General features: G+C 55.7%; 19 protein-coding genes. 13 read left to right on the top strand and 6 right to left on the bottom strand.

The window, feature by feature from the left end; genetic code table 11:
- The first annotated feature begins 385 nt into the window (after nucleotides 1-385).
- From FIV08_RS09890 to FIV08_RS09880, 3 genes are read left to right on the top strand one after another with little or no spacing between them, the layout of a single operon-like run.
- Nucleotides 386-1,576: an efflux RND transporter periplasmic adaptor subunit gene (locus FIV08_RS09890; RefSeq protein WP_152438198.1), complete on the top strand. Its 1,191-nt coding sequence runs from the start codon at nucleotides 386-388 to the stop codon at nucleotides 1,574-1,576.
- Nucleotides 1,573-4,776, top strand: coding sequence for an efflux RND transporter permease subunit (locus FIV08_RS09885; protein ID WP_152438197.1), 3,204 nt, complete (start codon nucleotides 1,573-1,575; stop codon nucleotides 4,774-4,776). The genes FIV08_RS09890 and FIV08_RS09885 overlap by 4 nt, the downstream gene beginning before the upstream one ends.
- Entirely contained in the window at nucleotides 4,769-6,163 is a 1,395-nt protein-coding gene (locus tag FIV08_RS09880) for an efflux transporter outer membrane subunit (protein ID WP_152438196.1), read from the top strand. Before FIV08_RS09885 ends, FIV08_RS09880 begins: the two co-directional genes overlap by 8 nt.
- A 2-nt stretch (nucleotides 6,164-6,165) precedes the next feature.
- On the opposite strand, the gene FIV08_RS09875 is transcribed toward FIV08_RS09880, so the two are convergent.
- Nucleotides 6,166-6,813 (bottom strand): glutathione S-transferase family protein, encoded by a 648-nt coding sequence (locus FIV08_RS09875; protein ID WP_152438195.1) that lies wholly within the window; start codon nucleotides 6,811-6,813, stop codon nucleotides 6,166-6,168.
- Between the two features lie 150 nt (nucleotides 6,814-6,963).
- Between FIV08_RS09875 and FIV08_RS09870 the strand changes: the two genes are divergently transcribed.
- Nucleotides 6,964-7,920, top strand: a complete 957-nt coding sequence (locus FIV08_RS09870; RefSeq protein WP_152438194.1) for a helix-turn-helix transcriptional regulator — start codon at nucleotides 6,964-6,966, stop codon at nucleotides 7,918-7,920.
- On the opposite strand, the gene FIV08_RS09865 is transcribed toward FIV08_RS09870, so the two are convergent.
- Nucleotides 7,903-9,360, bottom strand: coding sequence for a PLP-dependent aminotransferase family protein (locus tag FIV08_RS09865; RefSeq protein WP_152438193.1), 1,458 nt, complete (start codon nucleotides 9,358-9,360; stop codon nucleotides 7,903-7,905). The genes FIV08_RS09870 and FIV08_RS09865 overlap by 18 nt on opposite strands.
- 170 nt (nucleotides 9,361-9,530) lie before the next feature.
- Here FIV08_RS09865 and FIV08_RS09860 point away from each other — a divergent pair, with 170 nt between their 5' ends.
- Together FIV08_RS09860 and FIV08_RS09855 are read left to right on the top strand one after the other, a co-directional pair.
- Nucleotides 9,531-10,064 (top strand): pyridoxamine 5'-phosphate oxidase family protein, encoded by a 534-nt coding sequence (locus tag FIV08_RS09860; protein ID WP_228715527.1) that lies wholly within the window; start codon nucleotides 9,531-9,533, stop codon nucleotides 10,062-10,064.
- Between the two features lie 109 nt (nucleotides 10,065-10,173).
- Nucleotides 10,174-11,889: a protein adenylyltransferase SelO gene (locus FIV08_RS09855; RefSeq protein WP_152438191.1), complete on the top strand. Its 1,716-nt coding sequence runs from the start codon at nucleotides 10,174-10,176 to the stop codon at nucleotides 11,887-11,889.
- On the opposite strand, the gene FIV08_RS09850 is transcribed toward FIV08_RS09855, so the two are convergent.
- Nucleotides 11,884-12,783, bottom strand: a complete 900-nt coding sequence (locus FIV08_RS09850) for a LysR family transcriptional regulator (RefSeq protein WP_152438190.1) — start codon at nucleotides 12,781-12,783, stop codon at nucleotides 11,884-11,886. The genes FIV08_RS09855 and FIV08_RS09850 overlap by 6 nt on opposite strands.
- An 89-nt stretch (nucleotides 12,784-12,872) precedes the next feature.
- Between FIV08_RS09850 and FIV08_RS09845 the strand changes: the two genes are divergently transcribed.
- The 4 genes from FIV08_RS09845 to map all read left to right on the top strand — a co-directional run bounded on the left by FIV08_RS09845 (nucleotide 12,873) and on the right by map (nucleotide 15,534).
- Entirely contained in the window at nucleotides 12,873-13,622 is a 750-nt protein-coding gene (locus tag FIV08_RS09845; RefSeq protein ID WP_152438189.1) for an NAD(P)H-dependent oxidoreductase, read from the top strand.
- A gap of 90 nt (nucleotides 13,623-13,712) precedes the next feature.
- Complete coding sequence (locus FIV08_RS09840) at nucleotides 13,713-14,444, top strand: CPBP family intramembrane glutamic endopeptidase (protein WP_152438188.1); 732 nt, start codon at nucleotides 13,713-13,715, stop codon at nucleotides 14,442-14,444.
- Nucleotides 14,445-14,561: 117 nt separating this feature from the next.
- Entirely contained in the window at nucleotides 14,562-14,768 is a 207-nt protein-coding gene (locus FIV08_RS09835; protein WP_152438187.1) for a ParD-like family protein, read from the top strand.
- Between the two features lie 4 nt (nucleotides 14,769-14,772).
- Nucleotides 14,773-15,534: a type I methionyl aminopeptidase gene (gene map, locus FIV08_RS09830; protein WP_228715548.1), complete on the top strand. Its 762-nt coding sequence runs from the start codon at nucleotides 14,773-14,775 to the stop codon at nucleotides 15,532-15,534.
- Between the two features lie 15 nt (nucleotides 15,535-15,549).
- On the opposite strand, the gene FIV08_RS09825 is transcribed toward map, so the two are convergent.
- A complete protein-coding gene (locus FIV08_RS09825) occupies nucleotides 15,550-16,485 on the bottom strand; it encodes a LysR family transcriptional regulator (RefSeq protein ID WP_152438185.1) in 936 nt (311 codons plus the stop codon).
- A 122-nt stretch (nucleotides 16,486-16,607) separates the two neighbouring features.
- Here FIV08_RS09825 and FIV08_RS09820 point away from each other — a divergent pair, with 122 nt between their 5' ends.
- Complete coding sequence (locus FIV08_RS09820) at nucleotides 16,608-17,015, top strand: RidA family protein (RefSeq protein WP_152438184.1); 408 nt, start codon at nucleotides 16,608-16,610, stop codon at nucleotides 17,013-17,015.
- Nucleotides 17,016-17,093: 78 nt separating this feature from the next.
- Here FIV08_RS09820 and FIV08_RS09815 read toward each other — a convergent pair whose 3' ends face one another.
- Nucleotides 17,094-17,816: an SDR family oxidoreductase gene (locus FIV08_RS09815; RefSeq protein WP_152438183.1), complete on the bottom strand. Its 723-nt coding sequence runs from the start codon at nucleotides 17,814-17,816 to the stop codon at nucleotides 17,094-17,096.
- Between the two features lie 236 nt (nucleotides 17,817-18,052).
- Here FIV08_RS09815 and FIV08_RS09810 point away from each other — a divergent pair, with 236 nt between their 5' ends.
- The gene (locus FIV08_RS09810; protein ID WP_228718374.1) at nucleotides 18,053-18,997 is read left to right on the top strand and encodes an AraC family transcriptional regulator; all 945 of its coding nucleotides are present in this window, start codon (nucleotides 18,053-18,055) and stop codon (nucleotides 18,995-18,997) included.
- A 110-nt stretch (nucleotides 18,998-19,107) separates the two neighbouring features.
- Nucleotides 19,108-19,356, top strand: coding sequence for a YdcH family protein (locus FIV08_RS09805; RefSeq protein WP_152438182.1), 249 nt, complete (start codon nucleotides 19,108-19,110; stop codon nucleotides 19,354-19,356).
- Nucleotides 19,357-19,428: 72 nt separating this feature from the next.
- On the opposite strand, the gene FIV08_RS09800 is transcribed toward FIV08_RS09805, so the two are convergent.
- Complete coding sequence (locus FIV08_RS09800; protein ID WP_152438181.1) at nucleotides 19,429-21,441, bottom strand: pyridoxamine 5'-phosphate oxidase family protein; 2,013 nt, start codon at nucleotides 21,439-21,441, stop codon at nucleotides 19,429-19,431.
- Nucleotides 21,442-21,444: the final 3 nt, after the last annotated feature.

The following is a 21,444-nucleotide window of genomic DNA, read 5'->3' as shown; positions in this document are numbered from 1 at the left end:
AATTCTTCATACCCTGAAATGTACGAAGCCGCACCTGAATTTGCAGAATCAGGCAATGACGCCGCAGAAATTGGCAACCCCGATTATCAGGGTACAGGACGTCTGACAGAATCAGGCAAGCTTCCCGCAGTAACCCGCTACCGTTTTTAACCAGTCTCTCTTTATCGTAAATGGCCTGTTGGGGAAAGCACCACCGAAGTTCATAGGCCAGCACTATCTCATGCATAGCCAACACCTCGATTTGCTCTATTGACCTCAAGTTAACTTGAGGAATTAGGCTGCGTGTCGAATCCGTTTTCCCTCAACCGACTAAACAAGCAATCCAACCGACTGCTTGGCAACCAGGACAGCCCAAAAGGTCGTCCAGATACTGGAGCGAGAAACCATGGAACGTCAGATTTCAGGAAAAACGAGTAGTTTCAGCAAGACCGTTGGTGTGGTCGCGGCACTGGCGGTGCTACTGAGTGGTTGTAAGGCACAAAGTGATGAGGCGATGACCATACCACCTCCACCGGAGGTGGATGTTGCGGAAGTTCTGGTGGAGCCGGTTACCCTCTGGGAATCCTTTACCGGTCGAATAGCCTCTCCGGAAACCGTGGAAATGCGACCAAGGGTCAGTGGCTATATCAATCAGGTTGCCTTTGAAGAAGGCGAACTTGTGAGCGCGGGTGACGTTCTCTTCCAGATTGATCCGCGCCCTTATCAGGCACGCAAACAGGCTGCGCTTGCCGAACTGGCTCTCGCCAACAGCCAGTTGACCTTGGCCACCAGCGAAGCTGATCGGGCCAGGAAACTCATGGAAGGACGTGCCATCTCCAGGGAAGAGTACGACCAACGCCATGCGGCCTTGATGAGTGCCCGTGCTCGGGTTCAGGCCGCCGAGGCCGCGCTGGAAAGCGCCGAGCTCGATTTGAAATACACACAGGTCACGGCGCCAATCAACGGCCGCGCCGGGCGGGCGGTGGTAACCCAGGGAAACCTTGCAAATGCTGACCAAACCCTGCTCACGACGGTTGTATCCGTTGACCCTGTGCACGTGTACTTCGAGGTAAATGAGAAATCCGCTTTACGGAGCCAGACACTGTTCGCCGATGATTCGTTACGGGGCGTACGTGTCTCGTTCGGAGATGGAAGCGATCGCCAGTACAAGGGCAGGCTCGACTTCGTCGATAACCAACTTAACCCCGGAACCGGCACCTTGCAGTATCGCGCGGTGTTGGAAAATCCGGACGGTGCCATCAGGCACGGTCAGTTTGCCCATGTGGAAATGCCCGTTGCCGAGCTCAACCATGCGCTGCTGATCAGCCGTAAAGCGGTGATGGCCGATCAAGACCGACGATTCGTTTACGTGGTGGATCAGCACAACCGGGTTGTACCCCGGCATGTTAAAACCGGGCGGCAAATAGAAGATCTCCTGGTGATTAACGAGGGTCTCGAGAGTGGCGAACGGGTCATTGTCAACGGCGTGCAGAAGGTGTTCGGCCCCGGCGTGGAGGTCAGGCCGAAGCATATTGCCATGAGGGCGCCGGCCCGGGATTCAGGGGCGGTTGCTATAGCGCAGGAGTTGTCCCGATGAACGTGTCCCGATTCTTTGTTGATCGACCGATATTCGCCGCCGTTCTATCGATCATCATATTTGCCATTGGCCTGATCTCGATTCCCAATTTGCCGATCAGTGAGTATCCGGAAGTGGTGCCGCCTTCCGTGGTGGTACGTACGGTCTATCCGGGCGCCAATCCCAAGGAAATCGCCGAAACTGTCGCTACACCCCTGGAAGAGGCGATCAGCGGTGTGGAAGACATGATGTATTACAAATCGGTTGCCGGATCGGATGGTGTCCTGCAGATGACCGTGACGTTCCGACCAGGGACCAACGCGGAAGATGCAACTGTGCGAGTGCAGAACCGGGTGAGCCAGGCGCTTGCCCGGTTACCGGAAGAGGTTCGCCGCCAGGGAGTCACTACCCAGAAACAGTCTCCAACCTTTCTGATGGTGGTTCACCTTACATCGCCCGATGGCACCTATGACACGCTCTACTTGCGCAACTATGCGCGCCTGCACGTTCGCGACCGCCTGGCACGGATTCAGGGCGTGGGAGACGCCCAGATATTCGGTGGAGGCGACTATGCCATGCGTGCCTGGCTTGACCCTGAAAGGATTGCCGCCCGTGGGTTGACGGCCAGCGACGTGATCAATGCCATGCGTGAACAGAACGTGCAAGTGTCTGCAGGTCAGATAGGCGCCGAGCCCGCTCCAGAGAGTGATTTCCTCACCTTGATCAATGCGAGGGGCCGTCTGGAAACGGTGGAAGAGTTTGGCGACATCGTTCTCAAACGCGGCGCCAACGGCGAGATTCTTCAGTTGAAGGATTTGGCCCGACTGGAAATGGGCGCCAACAACTACACCCTCCGCTCCAAACTGGATGGGAAGGACGCCGTGGCCATCGGTATCTTTCAGGCCCCGGAGGCGAACGCCCTGAACATCCGTGACGAGGTGATCGAGACCATGGATGAACTGGCCGATCGATTCCCCGCGGGTGTGGAGTACGAGGCGGTTTATGACACTACCATCTTTGTCAGTGATTCAATCAAGTCTGTCGTAGCAACGCTGTTAGAAGCGGTGTTACTGGTGGTGTTGGTGGTCACCCTGTTCCTGCAGACATGGCGCGCTTCCATCATCCCATTGCTGGCAGTGCCCGTTTCGGTGATCGGGACCTTCGGTGCGCTCTACCTCCTGGGGTACTCCATCAACACGCTGACCCTTTTCGGTTTGGTACTGGCCATCGGCATCGTGGTAGACGACGCCATCGTCGTCGTGGAAAACGTCGAGCGAAACATCGAGGAGGGTCTGAGTTCCATGGCGGCGGCTCATCAGGCCATGAAAGAGGTATCCGGCCCTATTATTGCCATTGGTTTGGTGCTGTGCGCGGTGTTTGTTCCCATGGCGTTCCTGTCTGGCGTGACGGGGCAGTTTTACCGTCAGTTCGCGGTGACCATCGCCATATCGACCGTTATCTCAACAGTCAACTCGCTGACACTGTCTCCGGCGTTGGCAGCCATGCTACTTAAACCCCATGACGCGCCAAAAGACAGTCTACAGCGGATCATCGACCTGCTATTCGGTTGGTTGTTCCGGCCCTTTAACCGATTTTTCAACTCCAGTGCCATGAAATACGAAGGAGGAGTAGCGCGGTCACTGCGCCGGCGTGGCATGGTGTTTGTGGTGTATGCGGTTTTGCTGACTGGCACCGGGCTGATGTTCAAGGCGGTACCTCCGGGCTTTATACCGGTTCAGGACAAGCTGTACCTGATGGCCGGCGTGAAACTGCCGGAGGGCGCATCGCTTGAACGCACCGACCAGCTTCTGCAGCAGGTGGTGGATATCGCAATGGACACGGATGGCGTGGCCAACGCCGTGGCCTTTCCGGGCCTGAATGCGCTCCAGTTCACCAATACCTCGAATACCGGTGTCGTGTTCTTTCCCTTGAAACCGTTTGACGAACGCAGACTCAGCGCGGGAGAGATCAATGCTCAGATCAACCAGAAAATCGGTGAGCTCAAGGAAGGACTGGCTTTCTCATTCATGCCACCGCCAATTCTAGGGTTGGGCAATGGTTCGGGTTACCAGCTGTTCCTGGAAGACAGAGGTAACCAGGGCTATGGGGCCCTGCAGAATGCGGTGAACCAGTTCCAGGGCGCAATCAGCCAGACACCGGGTATGGGATATCCCATCACGAGTTATCAGGCAAACGTGCCTCAGTTGGACGTGGAAGTGGACCGAATCAAGGCCAAGGCCCAGGGAGTGCCGCTGACCGAGCTTTTCCATACCTTGCAGACGTATCTTGGTTCCACCTATGTGAACGACTTCAACCGATTTGGCCGCACCTGGCAGGTAATTGCCCAGGCAGAGACCCAGCACCGTGACAGCGTAGAGGACATCGCCCGCCTGCGTACCCGCAACGAACAGGGTGAGATGGTGCCCATCGGGTCAATGGTGAACATACGGCAAAGCTTCGGCCCGGACCCGGTTTTGCGTTACAACGGTTACCCCGCGGCAGATATTGCCGGCGAAGCAGACCCCCGGATACTGTCTTCTGCCCAGGCCATGGAAACCTTGACGACACTCGCGGAACAAGTGCTGCCGGTCGGCATGGATTTCGAATGGACTGACCTGAGCTACCAGCAGGCTACCCAAAGTAATGCTGCGTTGGTGGTTTTCCCGCTGGCGATCCTGCTGGTGTTTCTGGTTTTGGCTGCCCTGTACGAAAGCTGGACATTGCCTTTGGCGGTTATCCTCATCGTGCCCATGTGCATGCTTTCCGCGATGATCGGGGTCTGGTTCGGTGGCGGCGACAATAACATCTTCGTCCAGGTAGGGCTGGTTGTACTGATCGGTCTCGCCTGCAAGAACGCCATCCTGATTGTTGAGTTCGCCCGGGAGCTCGAGCTGCAGGGCAGGGGGATTGTGGAAGCGGCGCTTGAAGCGTGCCGGCTGAGGCTTCGGCCCATCATCATGACCTCGATTACCTTCACCGCCGCCGTGGTTCCCCTCGTATTGGCCACCGGCGCCGGCGCCGAGGTTCGCCAGGCTCTGGGCACAGCCGTGTTCGCCGGCATGATCGGGGTCACGCTGTTTGGCCTGTTTCTGACACCGGTGTTCTATGTAGCATTGCGCAAACTGTCTGGAGGTCAACGCTTGCACAGCAACCATACGTCCACACTCGAATGCGAAGAAGGACCTGACAACGATGCTCTCCCGGGAGGTAGTCATGCATAACCTGATCATAATGTCCGTGGTGTTACTGCTCCTGACTGGTTGCGCCGTCGGCCCTGACTACCGTGCGCCGTCCAGCCCGGAGCCAGAGGGCTTCTCCGAGGGCCGTAAGATGGTAGCCAGCGATGCCGGCCAACAGCTTTTCTGGCAGGGATTTCGGGATCCAATGCTGGATGACTTGATTGATCAGGCCCTGGCAGCGAACCACACCCTTGAAGGCGCCATAGCAAAATACGAGCGCTCGGCGGCGCTGCTTTACGGCGCACAGAGGGATCAATGGCCCAGCATAACCGCCAGCGCCATGGCAGCCGAGCAGCACCTGGCGGATATCGAACGGTCACCTCCCGGAACAGGCCCTGACCGGGTGCAACGTTATCAGGCGGGTATTGCCGCCAGTTGGGAGCTGGACATGTTTGGTCGCCTGAGGCGTGCCAGTGAGGCTCAAAGGGCAGAACTCGAAGCAACTGGTGCGGATCTTGGCACCATACAGGTAGCACTGGGGGGCCAGTTAGCCAGCAGCTACTTTGAGCTACGAGGGCTGCAACAGCAGTATCAGGTAGCACTGCAGAGTGTCGCGCTGCGGCAGCAATCCCTGGACATAGTGGAAGCTCAGGTTCAGGCTGGCCGGAGCACAGAGTTTGATCAGGTACGTGCCCGCGCCCAACTGGAACGTAACCGCGCTGAACTATCGACCCTCCAGGCGAACATGCGCGCAGCCATGCATCGTATTGCTATCCTTGTTGGGCAGCCGCCGACGGCTCTGGTGGATACCCTGACTGCGGTCGGTGCGTTACCGGACACCCTGCCAGTTATTCCCGTCGACAGCCCTGGTGAGGTATTGCGTCGCCGCCCGGATGTTGCCGCTGCAGAGCGCCGGCTGGCGGCGGCTACCGCTCGCATTGGCGTTGCTACTGCGGACCTTTATCCCCGGTTCACATTGAGTGGGTTCCTCGGGACTTTGGCTTCAGACACCAGCGACCTGTTTGCCAGCTCAGGTGAAACCCGCAGCTTGGCCCTCGGCATAGACTGGACCTTCCTGGACCACGGAAAGGTAAGGGCCCGTATTGAGGCTGCGGGAGCGGAGAGCCGTGCGGCATTGGCAAGCTACCAGCAAACTGTGCTCGAAGCGTTGGAAGAAACCGAGACGCGGTTGGTTCGGTACAGGCGCGCCCAGGAAAGGGAAGAGCGGCTGGCCCTGGCCGTGACCAATGCCGAGAAAGCAGTTGAATTGGCACGGGCGCGTTACGAACAGGGATTTGTGGGCTATTTCGAGGTGTTGGCCGCGGAGCAGGAGTTTACTGAAGTCCGGGATGAGGCTGTGCGTAGCCGCACAGCCGTGGTTCTCACCATGGTTGATGTATACCGATCAATGGCGGGCCAACCCGGTTAAACTCATTGTGTGACAGGTAAGTGGCCCTCGCTCATATGCTCTGCCAGCGCATCGTCCAGTTCATTGGCACGTTGGGCGGCGGGCCTGCTTTCCGTGCGTTTGATGTAGTCCTGAAAAACCTCGTTCAGCGGAATGTTCTTCTGCATGGTTTCCCACCACAGGTAACTGCTGACCAGCACATCCGCCGCGGTGAAGTGATCGCCGCAGATATAAGGGTTTTGGCCGAGCACTTTTTCCAGGGTATTGACACTGTCCTCCACGCGGCCACAGCCGACAGCCTGCGCGTTGCTGCTATCGATTTTCCAATCGTAGGCCAATGCACTGGCGGCCATCTCAAAGGGCCCTGCCATAAAGAAAAGCCAGCGGTAATAGGGGCCGCGTTCCATCGAGTGCGGTGGTGGCGCCAGATTCTTTTCGGGGAACTGGTCCGCCAGGTAGGCGCAGATGGCTGCCACTTCGGTGACGACGGTGTTGCCGTGTTTGATCGCAGGCACCTTACCCATGGGGTTGATGGCCAGGTATTCCGGGGTTTTCATCTCCGGGCCGAACTGCATGGTCTCTACCGTATAGGGAACGCCAATTTCTTCCAGCATCCAGCGTACTACCCGGCCACGGGACATAGGGTGGGTGTAAAAGGTAATCTCTGACATGTTTGATCTCCTTCTCAAGCCAGTATTTCAGTGATGTGAGTTACTGCAGGGCCAGATTAATTTGTATGTAGGCGAGAAACTGTCCTAAATAAACCTGACAATGCATCTTTAATATGAACACCGGAAAATGCTGCCAGCAGGAGGGCGACTATGTCTGGTCCCACAACCCGGGTGCTTACCGTGCTGGAATTATTGCAGGCACACGGCCAGATTGGCGGTGCCGAACTGGCCGAGCGGCTTGGCGTGGACCGGCGTACGATCCGGCGCTACATTACGGTATTGGAAGAGCTCGGGATCCCGATAACGACGGAGCAGGGGCGCTACGGGGGTTACCGACTGGTGGCCGGCTTCAAGCTGCCACCCATGATGTTTACCGAAGAGGAAACCCTGGCGGTGTCGTTGGGGCTGCTGGCCGCCCGCCAGCTTGGGCTTACGGATGCGGCACCGGCCATTGCCAGTGTTCAGGCGAAACTGGAACGGGTTATGCCGGCCAACCTGAAAAAACGCGTGCGCGGTGTCAGTGATACCACCCGCGTGATCCTGCCAAGAGGCGAACCCAGCCTGGACGACCGGGCCCTTCAAACGTTGACAGTTGCCACTGAAGCCATGCGCAGGGTGGGGTTGACCTATCACTCTCGCGACCAAGGTGCGATAGAGCGAAGAGTTGATCCGTATGGTTTGGTGTTCCGTCAGGGGCGCTGGTACGTCACCGGGTTCTGCCACCTCAGGCAGGCCATGCGTTCGTTCCGGCTGGACCGCATCAGCGATGTACAAATACTGGATACCACCTTCCAGCGGCCACCGGATTTCGATGCTGCAGAGTTCCTGAGTGAGAGTTTGCGGTCTTGGGGTGGAACACATGAGGTGTCTCTGTTGTTGCACACGGACCGTGAATCCGCAGCCTCCGTTTTCAGTTTCCACTCGTCCTGTGCAGACGAATTAGAGCAGTGCGATGACGGCTTGCTACTGAACACACAAACGGACAGTTACGAGTGGTTTGCCTGGTGGCTGGCCCAACTCCCTTTCCGGTTCACAATCCTCAAGCCGGACGCACTGAAGGAAGTGGTGAGGGAACACGCTACGCAGTTGTTAGCGAGTTGTGACTGAGTTCAGGGCCGGCTTGAAGTTCACCAGTCCTGCTCTTAACGCCACCACACACTCCTCAATCTGGCGCTCATTGGCACTGGCAAACCCCATCACCAGGCCACTCCGGGATTGTTGTCCGATGAAGTGGGCGCTCAGCGGCGTACTGCCAAAACCCCGGGTTTTCAGCCACTGGCTGACGGACACATCGTCGAAATCTCCTTCAACCACCAGGTGCATGCCGGCGCTTTCCGCCACAGGTTGCACCAGGCCTCCCAGTTCCTGCGTTAATCGCTTCTGGAAAAGCTGCCATTTGTCCCGGTAAAGCTGGCGCATGCGGCGCAGGTGCCGCGTGAACTGACCGCTTTCGATGAACTCGGCGATGGTGGCCTGAGTCATCAAAGGAGACTCCCCACCATTAATCTGTTTGGCCCAGAGCAAGGGTTCGACAACGGGCTCTGGCACCACCAGGTAGCCTACCCGTAGGGAGGGCATCAGCGTTTTGCTGAAGCTACCCACATAAAGTACCGGGGCGTTGTCGAACATCCCCTGAATGGCGGCAAAGGGTTTGTTGTAAAAGTGGAACTCGCTGTCGTAGTCGTCTTCGATAATCCAGCAGTCATTTTGCTGCGCCCACTGCACAAGCGTCATTCGCTGGGACAGGTCGAGGATGCCACCCATCGGGTATTGGTGGGTGGGGGTGCAGAAGAAAAGTTTCGCCGGCCCCAGGTCAGAGAGTGCGTTTACATCCAGAACCTGGTTCCTCAAAGGGACCGGAATCAAGGGATTATTGTGACGACTTAGTGCGTTACGGGCGCCTCGGTATCCCGGGTTCTCGCACAAGACACGATCGCCAGGTTGCAGAAACACATCGGCGATGAGGGACAGCGCCTGCTGGGCACCATTAGTAATGATTATCTGATGTTCTTCGCAGCGAACGCCCCGAGAGGCCCTTAGGTAGCTGGCAATGGCGCTCCGAAGTGGCTGATATCCCTGAATGGTGTCATAACCTCTCAGGGCCCGGCGGCTCTCCTGATGATGGAGAATCCGGTTCCAGGCTCGAATGGGGAAGGCATCCAGATCAGGTAGACCCGGCTGAAACGGCAGGCTTGCGTCTTCCACGGCTTTGAGCCTGTTGCGAGGAACAGCGGGCAATGGGGGAAGGGAAGTAGCATTTTTTATTGGCTGTTTAAGCCCCAGTCCAGCCGGCTTTACCGCGGCCTTGATGTCTTCATGTACGAAGATACCCCTGCCGGCAAAACTTGTAAGGAATCCCTCTGCCTTGAGCTGATCATAAACGGCGTTCACGGTGTTCCGGCTAATCCCAAGATCCAGAGCCATCTGTCGGCTAGAAGGGAGACGGCTCCCAGCTGGAAATCGCTGCTTCAGAATGCGCTCGGACAGTTGCTGGTAAAGCTGTTTTTGGAGCGGTGCCTCATTGGTCAGGCGAATATCATCGATCATACCAACTGGTCCCAATAAAAATCATAATCTGGCTCTTTTGATGGTATCAGAAGTGGCCTTCAATAGCGGGGTACTTTTTTGGACGCACAGCCCTTCAGGAGCAGATGATGACTGCAACAAACGAATCGACGATAAACTCATCCCCACTAACTTGCTGCCCTCGCAGTCAGGTGAAGCGCGCACCTAAGCGGGCAAGCTATGACCGCGCGCCGGCCTATGCGCTGATTGATCGCCTGAAAACAGCCCATGTGGCGTTTGTCGAACAGGGGGAGCCACGCATTGTGCCACTAACGGTTTGGCGGCTGGATGATAACCTCTACCTGCACACGCTGAACGGAGGGCGTTTGTCAAAACGCCTCAGTGCAGGGGACCTCTTATGCATATCGTTTGCGGTGACAAACGAATGGGTGATGACCAAGTCTGCTTTCCATCATAGTGCGAACTACGAATCGCTGGTATTGTTCGGGAAAGCTTCACCGGTGACGGAAAGCGCCGAGTTTGATGCCGCGTTCCGGGCGATCATCAACCAGATTGAACCTGGGCGCTGGGATCAGGTTCGCGCGCCCAACCAAAAAGAGCGTAAGGCGACTGCGCTATACCGGATACCCATTGAGGAAGGCTCATTCAAGAGCCGAACCGGTGGCCCGAACGACGACCCGGAGGATTTGGCTTTGCCTGTTTGGCATGGAGTGCTCCCCGCATGAATCAAGGATCAGCTAACTGAACGTTTTACATCCTTGAAAGCATTTTTAATGTGCGCTGCGAGAGACATCGGTCTCTTCAACATACGCAAACCACGCATGAGGAATTCCTATGCCAAAGGGAACAACCAGCCACACAGCCCCGATGATCACGAACCTCAACGATCTCGCAGCACTGGCAGACTATTCGCTCATGGACACCCTCAATTGCGACCCCGAGGGAAAAGCAAACGGTGCAGACTATGCACCACGACAGGTGTACTCGGGCCATTATGTTCCCGTCAATCCCACACCCATCGAAAACCCGGAATACGTGGCCCACAGCAAGAGCCTGTTTCGCGAACTGGGCTTCGCCGACACTCTGGCGCAGTCAGAAGACTTTATGCGGATGTTCTCGGGTGATTTAACGCATCTTCCGGAGCCTCTGCGCAGAACCGGCTGGGCGTGTGGCTACGCACTGTCTATCTACGGCACCGAGTTCTACCAGCAATGCCCATTCCAGACCGGCAACGGTTATGGCGACGGTCGCGCCATTTCCGTACTTGAGGCCGTCATCAACGGTCAGCGCTGGGAAATGCAGCTCAAAGGGGGAGGGCGCACACCCTATTGCCGTGGCGCAGACGGCCGGGCCGTTCTTCGCTCCAGTGTTCGTGAGTTCCTGGCTCAGGAACACATGCACGCGCTGGGTGTGCCCACATCACGGTCTTTGAGTCTGTACGTGTCCAAAACCGAGAATGTTCGGCGCCCTTGGTATTCAGAGGGCACGCGCTCGATTGACCCTGATGTGCTGGTATCCGAGCCCGTCGCCATCTCCACCCGCGTTGCACCGTCGTTTATCCGGGTAGGGCAGCTCGAACTCTTCGGGCGACGAGCCCGTAAAAACGAACACCCTAAAGCCATGGAAGAACTCGAAAAGATCGTCTTGCACCTGATCGATCGTGAGTACGATGGCCTTATCGACCAGACATTATCCACCGCCGAAAAAGTCGTGTTGCTTGCCCATGAGTTCCGCAGCCGCCTGACGTCGCTGGTAGCCAACTGGATTCGCGTTGGCTACTGCCAGGGCAACTTCAACAGCGACAACTGTGCAGCCGGCGGGTTCACCCTCGACTATGGTCCATTTGGATTCATCGATCTATTCAACCCGCAATACCAGCCTTGGACCGGTGGCGGGCAGCACTTTTCGTTCCTTAACCAACCCGCGGCGGCAGAGCGCAATTTCCATTCGTTCTGCACGGCGTTGCGGCCATTGTTAGCGGCGCATCGGGATAGTTTGCGGCAACTGGACGAACTCGAAAGCGGTTTTCCCCAGGTGATGCGAGCTCAAATGGACAAGATGTGGGCCGCCAAACTTGGGCTAGAGGCTTTCGACGAAGATCTGTTCCGAGAGCTGGCAACCCTGATGGTGCACACGCCCGTCGATTACACGGTGTTCTTCAGGGAGCTGTCTTCAGTGCCTGACGATATCGAGCCACTTAAGAAAAGCTTTTACAGGAACGTGACCAATGCTGCGGCCCCCGAGGGACTGGAACAACGCTGGTCAACATGGCTCGCAAACTGGAGATCGCTCACTGGTTCTGTTAACCGTGAGGTGCTTTCCCGCCAGATGAAACTCGTCAACCCCAAATACAGTCTGCGGGATTGGTTTGTTGTGCCTGCCTATCAGCAAGCGGCAGAAGGAAATTACGAGTTGCTGCGAGAACTGCAGGAAGTGATGACGCAGCCATATGCCGAGCAATCGAAAGACGTGGAGAACAAATACTACCGGCTGAAGCCGCTTGAACTTTTCAGTGTTGGTGGTACGTCACACTACAGTTGTTCGTCATGACCAATAGCGCTCATCCAGCCTTTGTCGAATGCACTCGCCAATCTCTTGTGTGAACACTCTTATCCGGTTAGTGCGCCTCAAATCGGAATGGGTAAGTAACCAAAGCGGTACTGAGAGCTCCGGTATCGGATCGGTTAATCGACGTAGCCTGGGGTCTGCTTCTCCCAGGTAGCAGGGCAGCACGGCCAGGCAAGGTTCATGATGCAATGCCGTTTGCATGCCCAGCATGGAGTCAACGCGGTAGTGGCACCGCTTATCCAGCTCTTGCTGCGTCATCCAGGCCTCCAGAGTGCTGTCGCCCATATGAGCGTCCGGGCCAATCCATTGGTGTTCCGTTAATGAGTTCAGCGGAATGGGCGTGTCGTCCCAGTACTGTTTCTGGCCGTAGATCGCCTGCCGAATAGAACCGACCCTTCGCCCAACAAGCGTCTCAGGTGGGTTCCGGGTTGGGCGAATGGCAATATCAGCTTCCCGTTTACTCAGGCTGTGAACCTGATTCGAAACCACAACCTCTAGTTCAATATCAGGGTAGTTAACACGAAAGTCCGCCAGTGCCGGTGCCAGCAAGCCAGCATACAGGGTATCAGTGGTGGTAAGCCGAACACTGCCTGAAAGCTTTAGATCCTGCCCGGCGAGTCTGCGCTCTGCGCCAAGAATATCGGCCTCTACCCGCCTTGCAACCGCAGCGAGGTCTTCTCCCGCAGAATTCGGTGTATAGCCAGTGCGTGAGCGCTCAAACAGTGCCACGCCAAGTCGCTTTTCCATGTCAGTAAGGCGCCTAAACACCGTGGCATGGCTGACACCCAGTCTTCGACCAGCGCCTGAGAGACTGCCAGTGTCGGCAATGGCCCATACCATCTGCAGATCATCCCAGCGAATAGAATGTTCATTCATGCAAACCCAGTTCTCAAGTTTAGGTAATTCATGTGTGTTTACGAACAGCATAGACTAACTCGAAATACCTTCAACTGGAGAAACGGGCTATGAATGTATTGATTGTACTGGCTCACCCAGAGCGGGCATCGTTCAATGGCGGCCTTGCCGATATTGCAAAGAAATGCCTTCAGAATGAAGGGCATTCGGTGGATATAGACGACCTATACGGGGAAGAGTTTGATCCGGTAGAACGTGCCGATAACTATCCCGATAGGTTTGATCCTGATTACTTTGCGCCCTTGAATGAACAACGAACTCACTTTGAACGGAATCGGTTGCCTGCAGAAGTTCAGCGGGAGATCTCTCGGCTTGAATGGGCGGACATGGTGATATTTCAATTCCCTCTGTGGTGGCACGCCCAACCGGCGATCTTGAAGGGTTGGTTCGACCGGGTTTTGGTCTATGGGGGGCTCTATTCCGGCAGCCGGCGCTACAATAGAGGCCATTTTAAGGGCAAGAAGGCGATTTGTTCTGTTACAACCGGTTCTCCGGAAAAGGCATTTATGCCCTTTGGTCGGGCAGGGAATATGGTGGAATGGCTGTGGCCTGTTCATTCGTCGCTCTATTACGTGGGATTTGATGTGCTGGCACCCCAGGTAAGCTATGGAATCCAAGGCGGTGGTATTCGGTATCAGCATGAAAGCGCTTTCAGAAACCAGCTGGAACAGAAAAAAAGCGCCTGGGCGGAGCGGCTACCAATGCTTTCTCGCGAGCCCTCGATTCCGTTTACCGGCTGGGATGATTGGGATAAGGCTGGAGTACTCAAACAAAGCCATGCGATGCGCTGGCGGCTCTGACCGGCAAGTACCAAATTCGTCGGCCGGGTTTAGGTTATACGCGAGTGCGCTTCTGGTATTCTGCCCCCCAATCAAATTGAGGAATTGATAATGAACTGGAGACTCGCATTCCTGGTGGCTTTGGTAGCCATTCCCGGGCCTATAGCCATATCGTGGCTGGCTCTACCCATGCTGATCGATACGGATAATCTTTCGGTTCCCCTTCAGACATTGCAGATTGCTACCGCGGCTCAAAGCATCGTATTGGTTGCTTTGGCATCTGGCTTGGGAACGTTTCTAAGCGCCAAAGTAGGCTTGCGTGCTCCCGCTCTGTCAGCGCTGACCAAGCGGGGCGACTTGATGTCTGCAATCGCCCCCCAGCTGATTCCGGGGGTTATCGGTGGCTTTCTAGGCGCAGCAGTCATTGTCGGGTTCCACGAATTCGCCCCTGAAGAATTGGCTGCCTTGCGAGAGAGTGAATCAATACCACTGGCGGCGCGTGTTCTCTACGGTGGTATAACAGAGGAAGTGCTTGTCCGGTGGGGGCTAATGACGATCCTTGTGTGGCTAGCTTGGCGCGTTCTTCAACGAGGAAAAGGTGCTCCATCCAGCACCGTGGTTTGGCTCGGTATTGGGATAAGCGCATTGCTGTTCGGAGTAGCCCACGTTCCCTCCGTTGTTGCCGCAGTGGGTAGCGTGCCTCTGACAATCGTTGCGTATATCACCCTCGGTAACGCACTTTTCGGCCTGGTTGCCGGGCATCTTTTCTGGCGTTATGGGTTGGAGGCTGCCATCACTGCACATGTGCTTGCGCACGTTATTGCATACGCCATTCATGGCTGAAGGTCACAGCAAGTAAAACCGGCTTCGGCAAAAGTATGAAATTTCACACTGCTCCTATTGCTAGCCTCAAGTCCATAACATATGATCCATATACACTTCGTATATCGCAGGTTTTCTATGGGCATTGTAAAGATTGACGACGAGCTACATGGGGAAATTCGCAAGGCTAGTTCGGTAATGGTCCGTTCCATCAATGCGCAAGCTGAGTATTGGATAAAGATTGGCATGCTCGCTGAGGCAAATCCAAGCATGACATTCACTGAAATCATGCGGGAGCAGATGAAGCAGGCCGAAGTAGACGTGGTGCGGGCTGTTTGTGGGTAACGTGATACTCAAAAGTGCTGAAGAGTTGGATCTGATGCGCGAGTCAGGTCGGCTCCTGGCAGAGGTTTTCGCCTATATTGACAGCTTTATCGGGATCGGTATGTCTACGATGGAGATCAATGACCTGGCGGAGAAGTACATCACCGATCAACTGAATGCTCGCCCAGCGAGTAAAGGCCAGTATGGTTATCAATATGCGCTCAATAGCTCTGTCAACCGTGTTGTATGCCACGGCGTCCCTTCAACCACTCAGAAGCTGAAGTCAGGCGATATTATCAACCTGGATATCACCCTCGAGCAGGGCGGTTTTATCGCTGACTCCAGCAAAATGTATATGATCGGTGATGTAACTCCCGTAGCGAGGCGCTTGGTCGATAAAACCTATGAAGCCATGTGGCAAGGTATACGATGTGTCCGGCCCGGAGCGACCCTTGGGGATATCGGTTATGCCATCCAGAGCCACGCCCACAAACACGGCTATTCTGTTGTGCGCGAGTATTGTGGGCATGGCATTGGGCGAGACATGCATGAAGAGCCGCAGGTTCTGCATTATGGCCAGCCCGGTAAAGGGCTGGAGCTTCGGGAAGGGATGGTGTTCACGATAGAGCCAATGATTAACCAGGGAAAGGCCAAGGTTAAATTGAAAAAGGATGGGTGGACCGTTGTCACCAGCGATAAGAAGCTATCTGCTCAATGGGAGCATACGGTGGCTGTTACCGCAGATGGTTATGAAGTACTGACACTCAGGCGTGAAGAGAGAATTTAATCGGAGATGTTTGGGTCAACTTCCTTGACGGTGCTTGACGAGACCATCAATAAATAAACGTATCTTTTGTGCCAGGTGATTACGACTTACATAGACCACCTGTATAGGCAGTTTTTTACCTCCGTAATTCGGCAAAAGCCTGACTAAACGTCCAGATTCAACATCATCGTTGACCAGAAACGAAGGAAGATACGCCACTCCCATGCCGTGAAGCGCACTCTCGCGAATGGCCTCTCCGCTATCGAAACGCAATTTTCTACCTCCATCGATAGAGACCTCCGATCCGGAGGCGGTGACCAGATTCCACCCTGTGGAATGCATACCCAGCCCGTAAATCAGCCGTTGGTGATTCGTCAGCTCCGACGGTTCTGTCGGAGCGCCAAAAGAGTTGATGTACGACGGCGCTGCATATAAGTAAGGTCGCGCGTATTCAACGGTACGTGCTATTAGTTGGGAGTTTGTTGGGATGTCTCCTATGCGGATGCTCAAGTCAAACCCTTCCTCCACTAGATCGACGATTCTGTCAGTGAGGCTGACCTCCACGTCGAGTTCAGGCCACGTGTCCAGGAAGCTCTTGAGAAAAGGCAGAACGACTATCCGGCCGTATGCTTCGGTAACTGATATGCGCAGGGTGCCTGTAGGCTGAGGCAGGTCCTGACGAATGTCGGCTTCAGCTTCCTCCAGATCTTGTAAGATTTGAACGCACCGTTGATAAAAGCGCTCTCCATCCACGGTCAATGACACATTTCTTGTAGTTCTGTGTAGCAGGCGAGTACCAAGGTGTGCCTCAAGCCGTGCCATAGCTTTGCCCGCTGCGGATCGTGTCAAACCCAGAGCTTTCCCACCTGCAACAAAACTCCCCGTCTCGACGATTGCGACGAAAATCCGAAGTGTGCCCAAGTCAAGGTTTGAGCGAGGACTACTGGATGTAGAGATTGACAGGCGTCTCATTGGCGAATCCGTTTCTACAAAAATGTCGGTACATTGTCAGCTGACGAATAGGATTACTCAACTAAGCCGCGATTTGTTAGCAAGAGAGTCGGAAATTACTTTTTGAAAAACGAGGAAAGATCATGTCGAACGCAATCGTCCGCCTTAACCCTTCAACATTGCCGGATGCCGGAGAGATGGGCTACTCCCAAATCTCCATAGTAGAGCCCGGCCGCATGGCTTTCGTCTCCGGCCAAGTAGCCTGGCAACCTGGTGGCGAGCCTGTTCCAGATGACCTCGCGGAACAAATGAAATTAGTTTCGGAGAATGCCCGGGCTGCCTTGGATGCCCTGCATGCCATACCTGAGCATGTGGTCATGGCGCGCATTTATGTCACTGATCTTACAAGTGAAAGGTTAGAGGAGCTTATGCCTGCCTTTCTAGAAACATTTGGTGGCGCACAGCCGTGTGTAACGGGTATTGGAGTTCAGGCCCTGGCAGCGCCTGAGCTTCAAGTTGAAATGGAATTGATCGTGCGACTCCCCGATTAGAATAAAGGCGCACAGAACCACCCTCCGTAGGGTTCTGTGCCCAATAAACACCACTAATTGCCCAACATCAATTGAGCGTCACGCCGGACTTGCGGTAGGGCGAACAACAATATCGCTGGTATCCACATCGTCAGGCTGGTCGATAACATGGGCGATGGCCTTTGCTATGGCGTCGGGTTTCAGAGCGATTTCGCGGAAACGCCTCATCGCCTCGGCAGTGCCGGCGTCAGTAATAGTGTTGGCCAATTCCGATTCGACTACGCCAGGGTAGACGCAGGTGACACGGAGATCGGAATGTTCCTGGCGCAAGCCGTCAGAAATGGCGCGCACCGCATACTTAGTCGCGCAATAAACAGCGGCGGTTGGTACAACGTAGAGCCCGCCAATCGAGGAGATGTTGATAATCTGACCGTTGCCTTGAGCCTGCATAGTAGGAAGCACTGCCGCGATCCCGTGAAGCACGCCGCGGATGTTGACGCCGATCATGCGGTCCCATTCGTCAACCTTGAGCGCTGCCAACGGCGAGAGCGGCATGACGCCGGCATTGTTGATGATAACGTCGATCCGACCATAAAGCGCCAGCGCCGCGTCGGCGAAGGCTTGGAGGTCTTCGGCCCGGGTAACATCGAGCGCACGATACTCCACGCTGCCGCCCTCAGAGCGCAAATCATGGGCCAACGCCGCGAGCCGCTCAGTACGGCGAGCGCCTATAACCAGCCGATGACCTTGTTTTGACAGAAGTCTTGCAGTGGCCTCGCCAATACCACTGCTGGCGCCAGTTAGAAGAATAACTTTGCTCATGAAAAAATCTCCGTATGGTTTTTTCAGGGCGCGCTTGGCTCAACGACTGACTAACGATCAATGAGTTTTTCCAAGGGCGCGTACTAGAAGCTTAGGGAGAGGGCGGAGATGTCGATATTCACATTTCTCTGAAATGCTTGCCTGATTCTATTGATGGGATTGTCTTTCGCCAGGCCTTCCGGGATTATCGTTGCCTATACCTTTTCCGATTCGGCGAGACGACGGAGAATATGAAGATGCTGGAACAGACGAATTCCGCTGCGCAACAACGGATGGTCGAATTGCTATATTCACTGGCACCTAACGAGGGTTATACGCAGTCATTGCTGGAGGGCGTGCGCTTCATGCGATCAAACCGTCCACTGAGGCTGACACCAGTCCTCTATGAACCAAGCATCGTCATCGTGTGCCAAGGTCGTAAACGAGGGTACCTTGGCAGCGAAGTCTACGTGTACGACGCAATGCATTACCTCGTGCTGTCCGTGCCGCTGCCCTTTATCTCGGAGACGGATGCCAGTCCTGATGAGCCTCTGCTAGCCGTTTCGATTCGACTCAACATGGCGACGGTGGCAGAACTGGTCAGCATGGTGGAGCACGGGGAGGCCCGTTCGATGAGTTCGCCGCAGTGTATGTTCTCAACACCGCTTAAAATGAGTATGACGAACGCAACTGTCCGGCTACTTGAGGCACTTCGCTCTCCCGAGGAGGCGCAGGTCCTGGCGCCGAGCATCGTGCGAGAGATCTGCTACAGGGTTTTGGTTGATGAACAGGGTGGGGCAGTACGAACGGCCCTGGCCCAACAAGGCCAGTTTGGCAGAATCGCCAAGGCACTGAACCGTATTCACGCCGATTTTGCAGAGCCTCTGGAGGTTGGTCGGCTGGCCAGCGAAGTCGGTATGAGCACATCAGTATTTCATGTGCACTTCAAGGCGGTGACGCAAAACACCCCTCTGCAGTACATCAAGTCCACCCGCTTGCATCACGCACGTATGATGATGATACGGGATGGTTTGCCTGCAGCGGCGGCCGCCATGCGGGTGGGCTACGAAAGCCCTTCCCAGTTCAGTCGTGAGTTCAAGCGCTTCTTCGGGCGTCCACCTGGTGAGGAGGTGCGTGAGATGAAGGCCTTGTTGACACTGCTCCCGCCGGAACGGATCGAAGCCCTGGCCGTGCCGCATTGAGAGGAACTCACTCGCCGAGTGGCGCCAATGGTGAATCACCATCAATGAGTGTTCTCTGAATCAAGTACTACACTCTTCTCTACATTCCCACCAATAAGGAGTCAGGACCGATGGGCATTTCGAACCATGAGCTTCACCATGAATTTCCTCAACACAGTGACCTCATAGACCGGCTGTCCGAACAAGACGCCCATTTCAGAGAGCAACTCAAAGAGTATGCCAAGCTGGATAAGGAAATTTATGCGCTGGAACGGCGAGATGTTCCGGTATCAGACGAGAGTTTTACCCGAATGAAATCAGATCGCGCCCATCTCAAGGACAAGCTATACAACGCCCTATTGAAAGCAGCCGACGATTAACCGTCTCGTATTCCATTTTTACGGTCATCGCCGACCTTGAGGGCGAACCCCGATTGGTTCGGGGGAAGGGGGTCAAATATCGATCTGCACCTCCTCACCCATCGGCACTGCGCAACAGGTCAGCACGTCGCCTTTCGCCGGCGTTATCACCGGGGTTCGCTGATAGTGCACAGCGCCAGAGACCAGTCGGGTGGCGCAAGCACCACATTTGCCCGAGCGGCAGCTGTAGGTCGGTTTCAGGCCCGCGGCTTCGGCGGTTTCCAGCAGCGTACCGGTCTGGGGCGTCCATTCGGCCTGGACGCCCGATCGGGTAAACGCGATGTTTGAGCGCTCGGGAAGCACCACAACCGGAATGCCCACTTCGGGTTCATCAAGCTCTCCGGCACCAAAGAACTCGTAATGGATATGCGAGCGATCGACCCCAATTCCCCGTAGCCCTGAATAAAGCGATCGCATGAACATTTCGGGGCCGCACAGGTAGAACTGGTTACCGCCAAATGGCAGAAGTTTGGCAAGAACGTTCATGCTGAGCCGTTCTTCCGTATCATGGGTATCGCCCAGCGTGTCGCCTTTCAATGGGGCGCTGTAGGCAATATAAAGATGGAGCCAGTCGTACCGCCTGGCCAAAGCAATCAACTCTTCCGTGAAAGCCTGGTTAGCGCTGTTCTGAGTGGCGTGGATGAAGTACACCTCGCGTTGGGGCGCGCCGCCCTGAACCGCGGCCACCTGCGCATCCAGCATGGCGATCATGGGCGTTATGCCAACGCCACCGGATAGCATGACGATCGGCTGAGTACCGTCGTCCAGAACGAAATCGCCCGACGGCGAGCCGACCCCGATGGTATCGCCATTGCCGAAGTGATCGTGCAGAAGCCGGGACGCCAGGCCATGTTCTTCACGTTTGATCGAGAGGCGGTAATATTGCCCGTTCGGCCCTTGAGATATCGTGTAACTGCGCAATATGGCGCCATCATCTTTCTGAATCCGTATCGGCAGAAATTGCCCTGCCACGTGCGGTTCAATCGGGCCACCGTCAGCGGGCCTCAGGTAGAAAGACGTGATGTTGGCGCTTTCTTTCCGCTTAGCGGCAATCTCAAAGCGCCGATAACCATCGGTTTTGAGGGCAGCCAGGCGGGCGTCAGCCCAGGTTCCAGTGCTATCAAGCCCGGGCCATGGCTCCGGGGCTGACGAAATAACCGGTAAAGCCGCAGTGGCGTGCCAGATCTCTTCCGGCACGACGTCGACGATACGCTCTGCGCCTTCGAAAGACGCAACGCGGGTTGAATCCCAGTCGATGGCGCCGCGCCCTGTCAGTAACACCGCGCACCCTGTTTCGAAATCCGGAATGAACAGACTGACCCGGCCGTCGCTTTCAATATTACCCAACGTGTTGAAAAAGCGATTGCCGGAAAAATCCGGAAAGGAGAGGGTGCCGTCGTCATTGATACCGAGAAACCCGGGCCGGCCTCCACGATGCGATGCATCGACACCCGCACTTCCACCGTCAAGCGAACCAGCCGCACGGGAAGCGATGAAAAAAGTGTCGGACGCCTCAATAATGCGGCGAACCTCCGGGTCACGCAGGTCGGCCCGCCGGCGATTCGTGGGCTTGGCTTCGTCCTGAGCTGCGCTCAGAGTGCGGGTTTGAATGTATTGCGGGCAGTTCCCAAAACTCTGGTCCACCTGAATGGTCATGACACCACCGGATGTATCTTGTACTCGACCATTCATCCGGTTGCGGCGCCGGTTGGTCAGATCGACCCCGACGATACCCACGCTGGCGCCGGTCGACCGCTCCAGTTCAAGCTCATTGGCAAGAACCGGTGTTCCTCTTAACGCCAGCCTGTCCGGAGCAGGGGAGACCACGAACCCCGGCGCTCCGAAAGCAGGAACGCACCAGGGCCGGCCAGTGCGGTCTAGCAGCGCCAAAAACAGCATGGGCAGGTTTTCAAAGAAGTCCCTGTGCTGTTGGGGCATTTCGGTGCCAACGAAGCGTTCCGTTTGCTTCAACCATGTATCTGGAACGTCAGCACGGGCCTGCACAACACGTTCACCGATATGGAAAACATCAGGGACCTTCTTCATTCG

The organism is Marinobacter sp. THAF197a, assembly GCF_009363275.1.
GTDB lineage: Bacteria > Pseudomonadota > Gammaproteobacteria > Pseudomonadales > Oleiphilaceae > Marinobacter.
The sequence above is the reverse complement of the archived record's forward strand: the minus strand, read 5'-3'. Positions and strand labels throughout refer to the sequence as shown.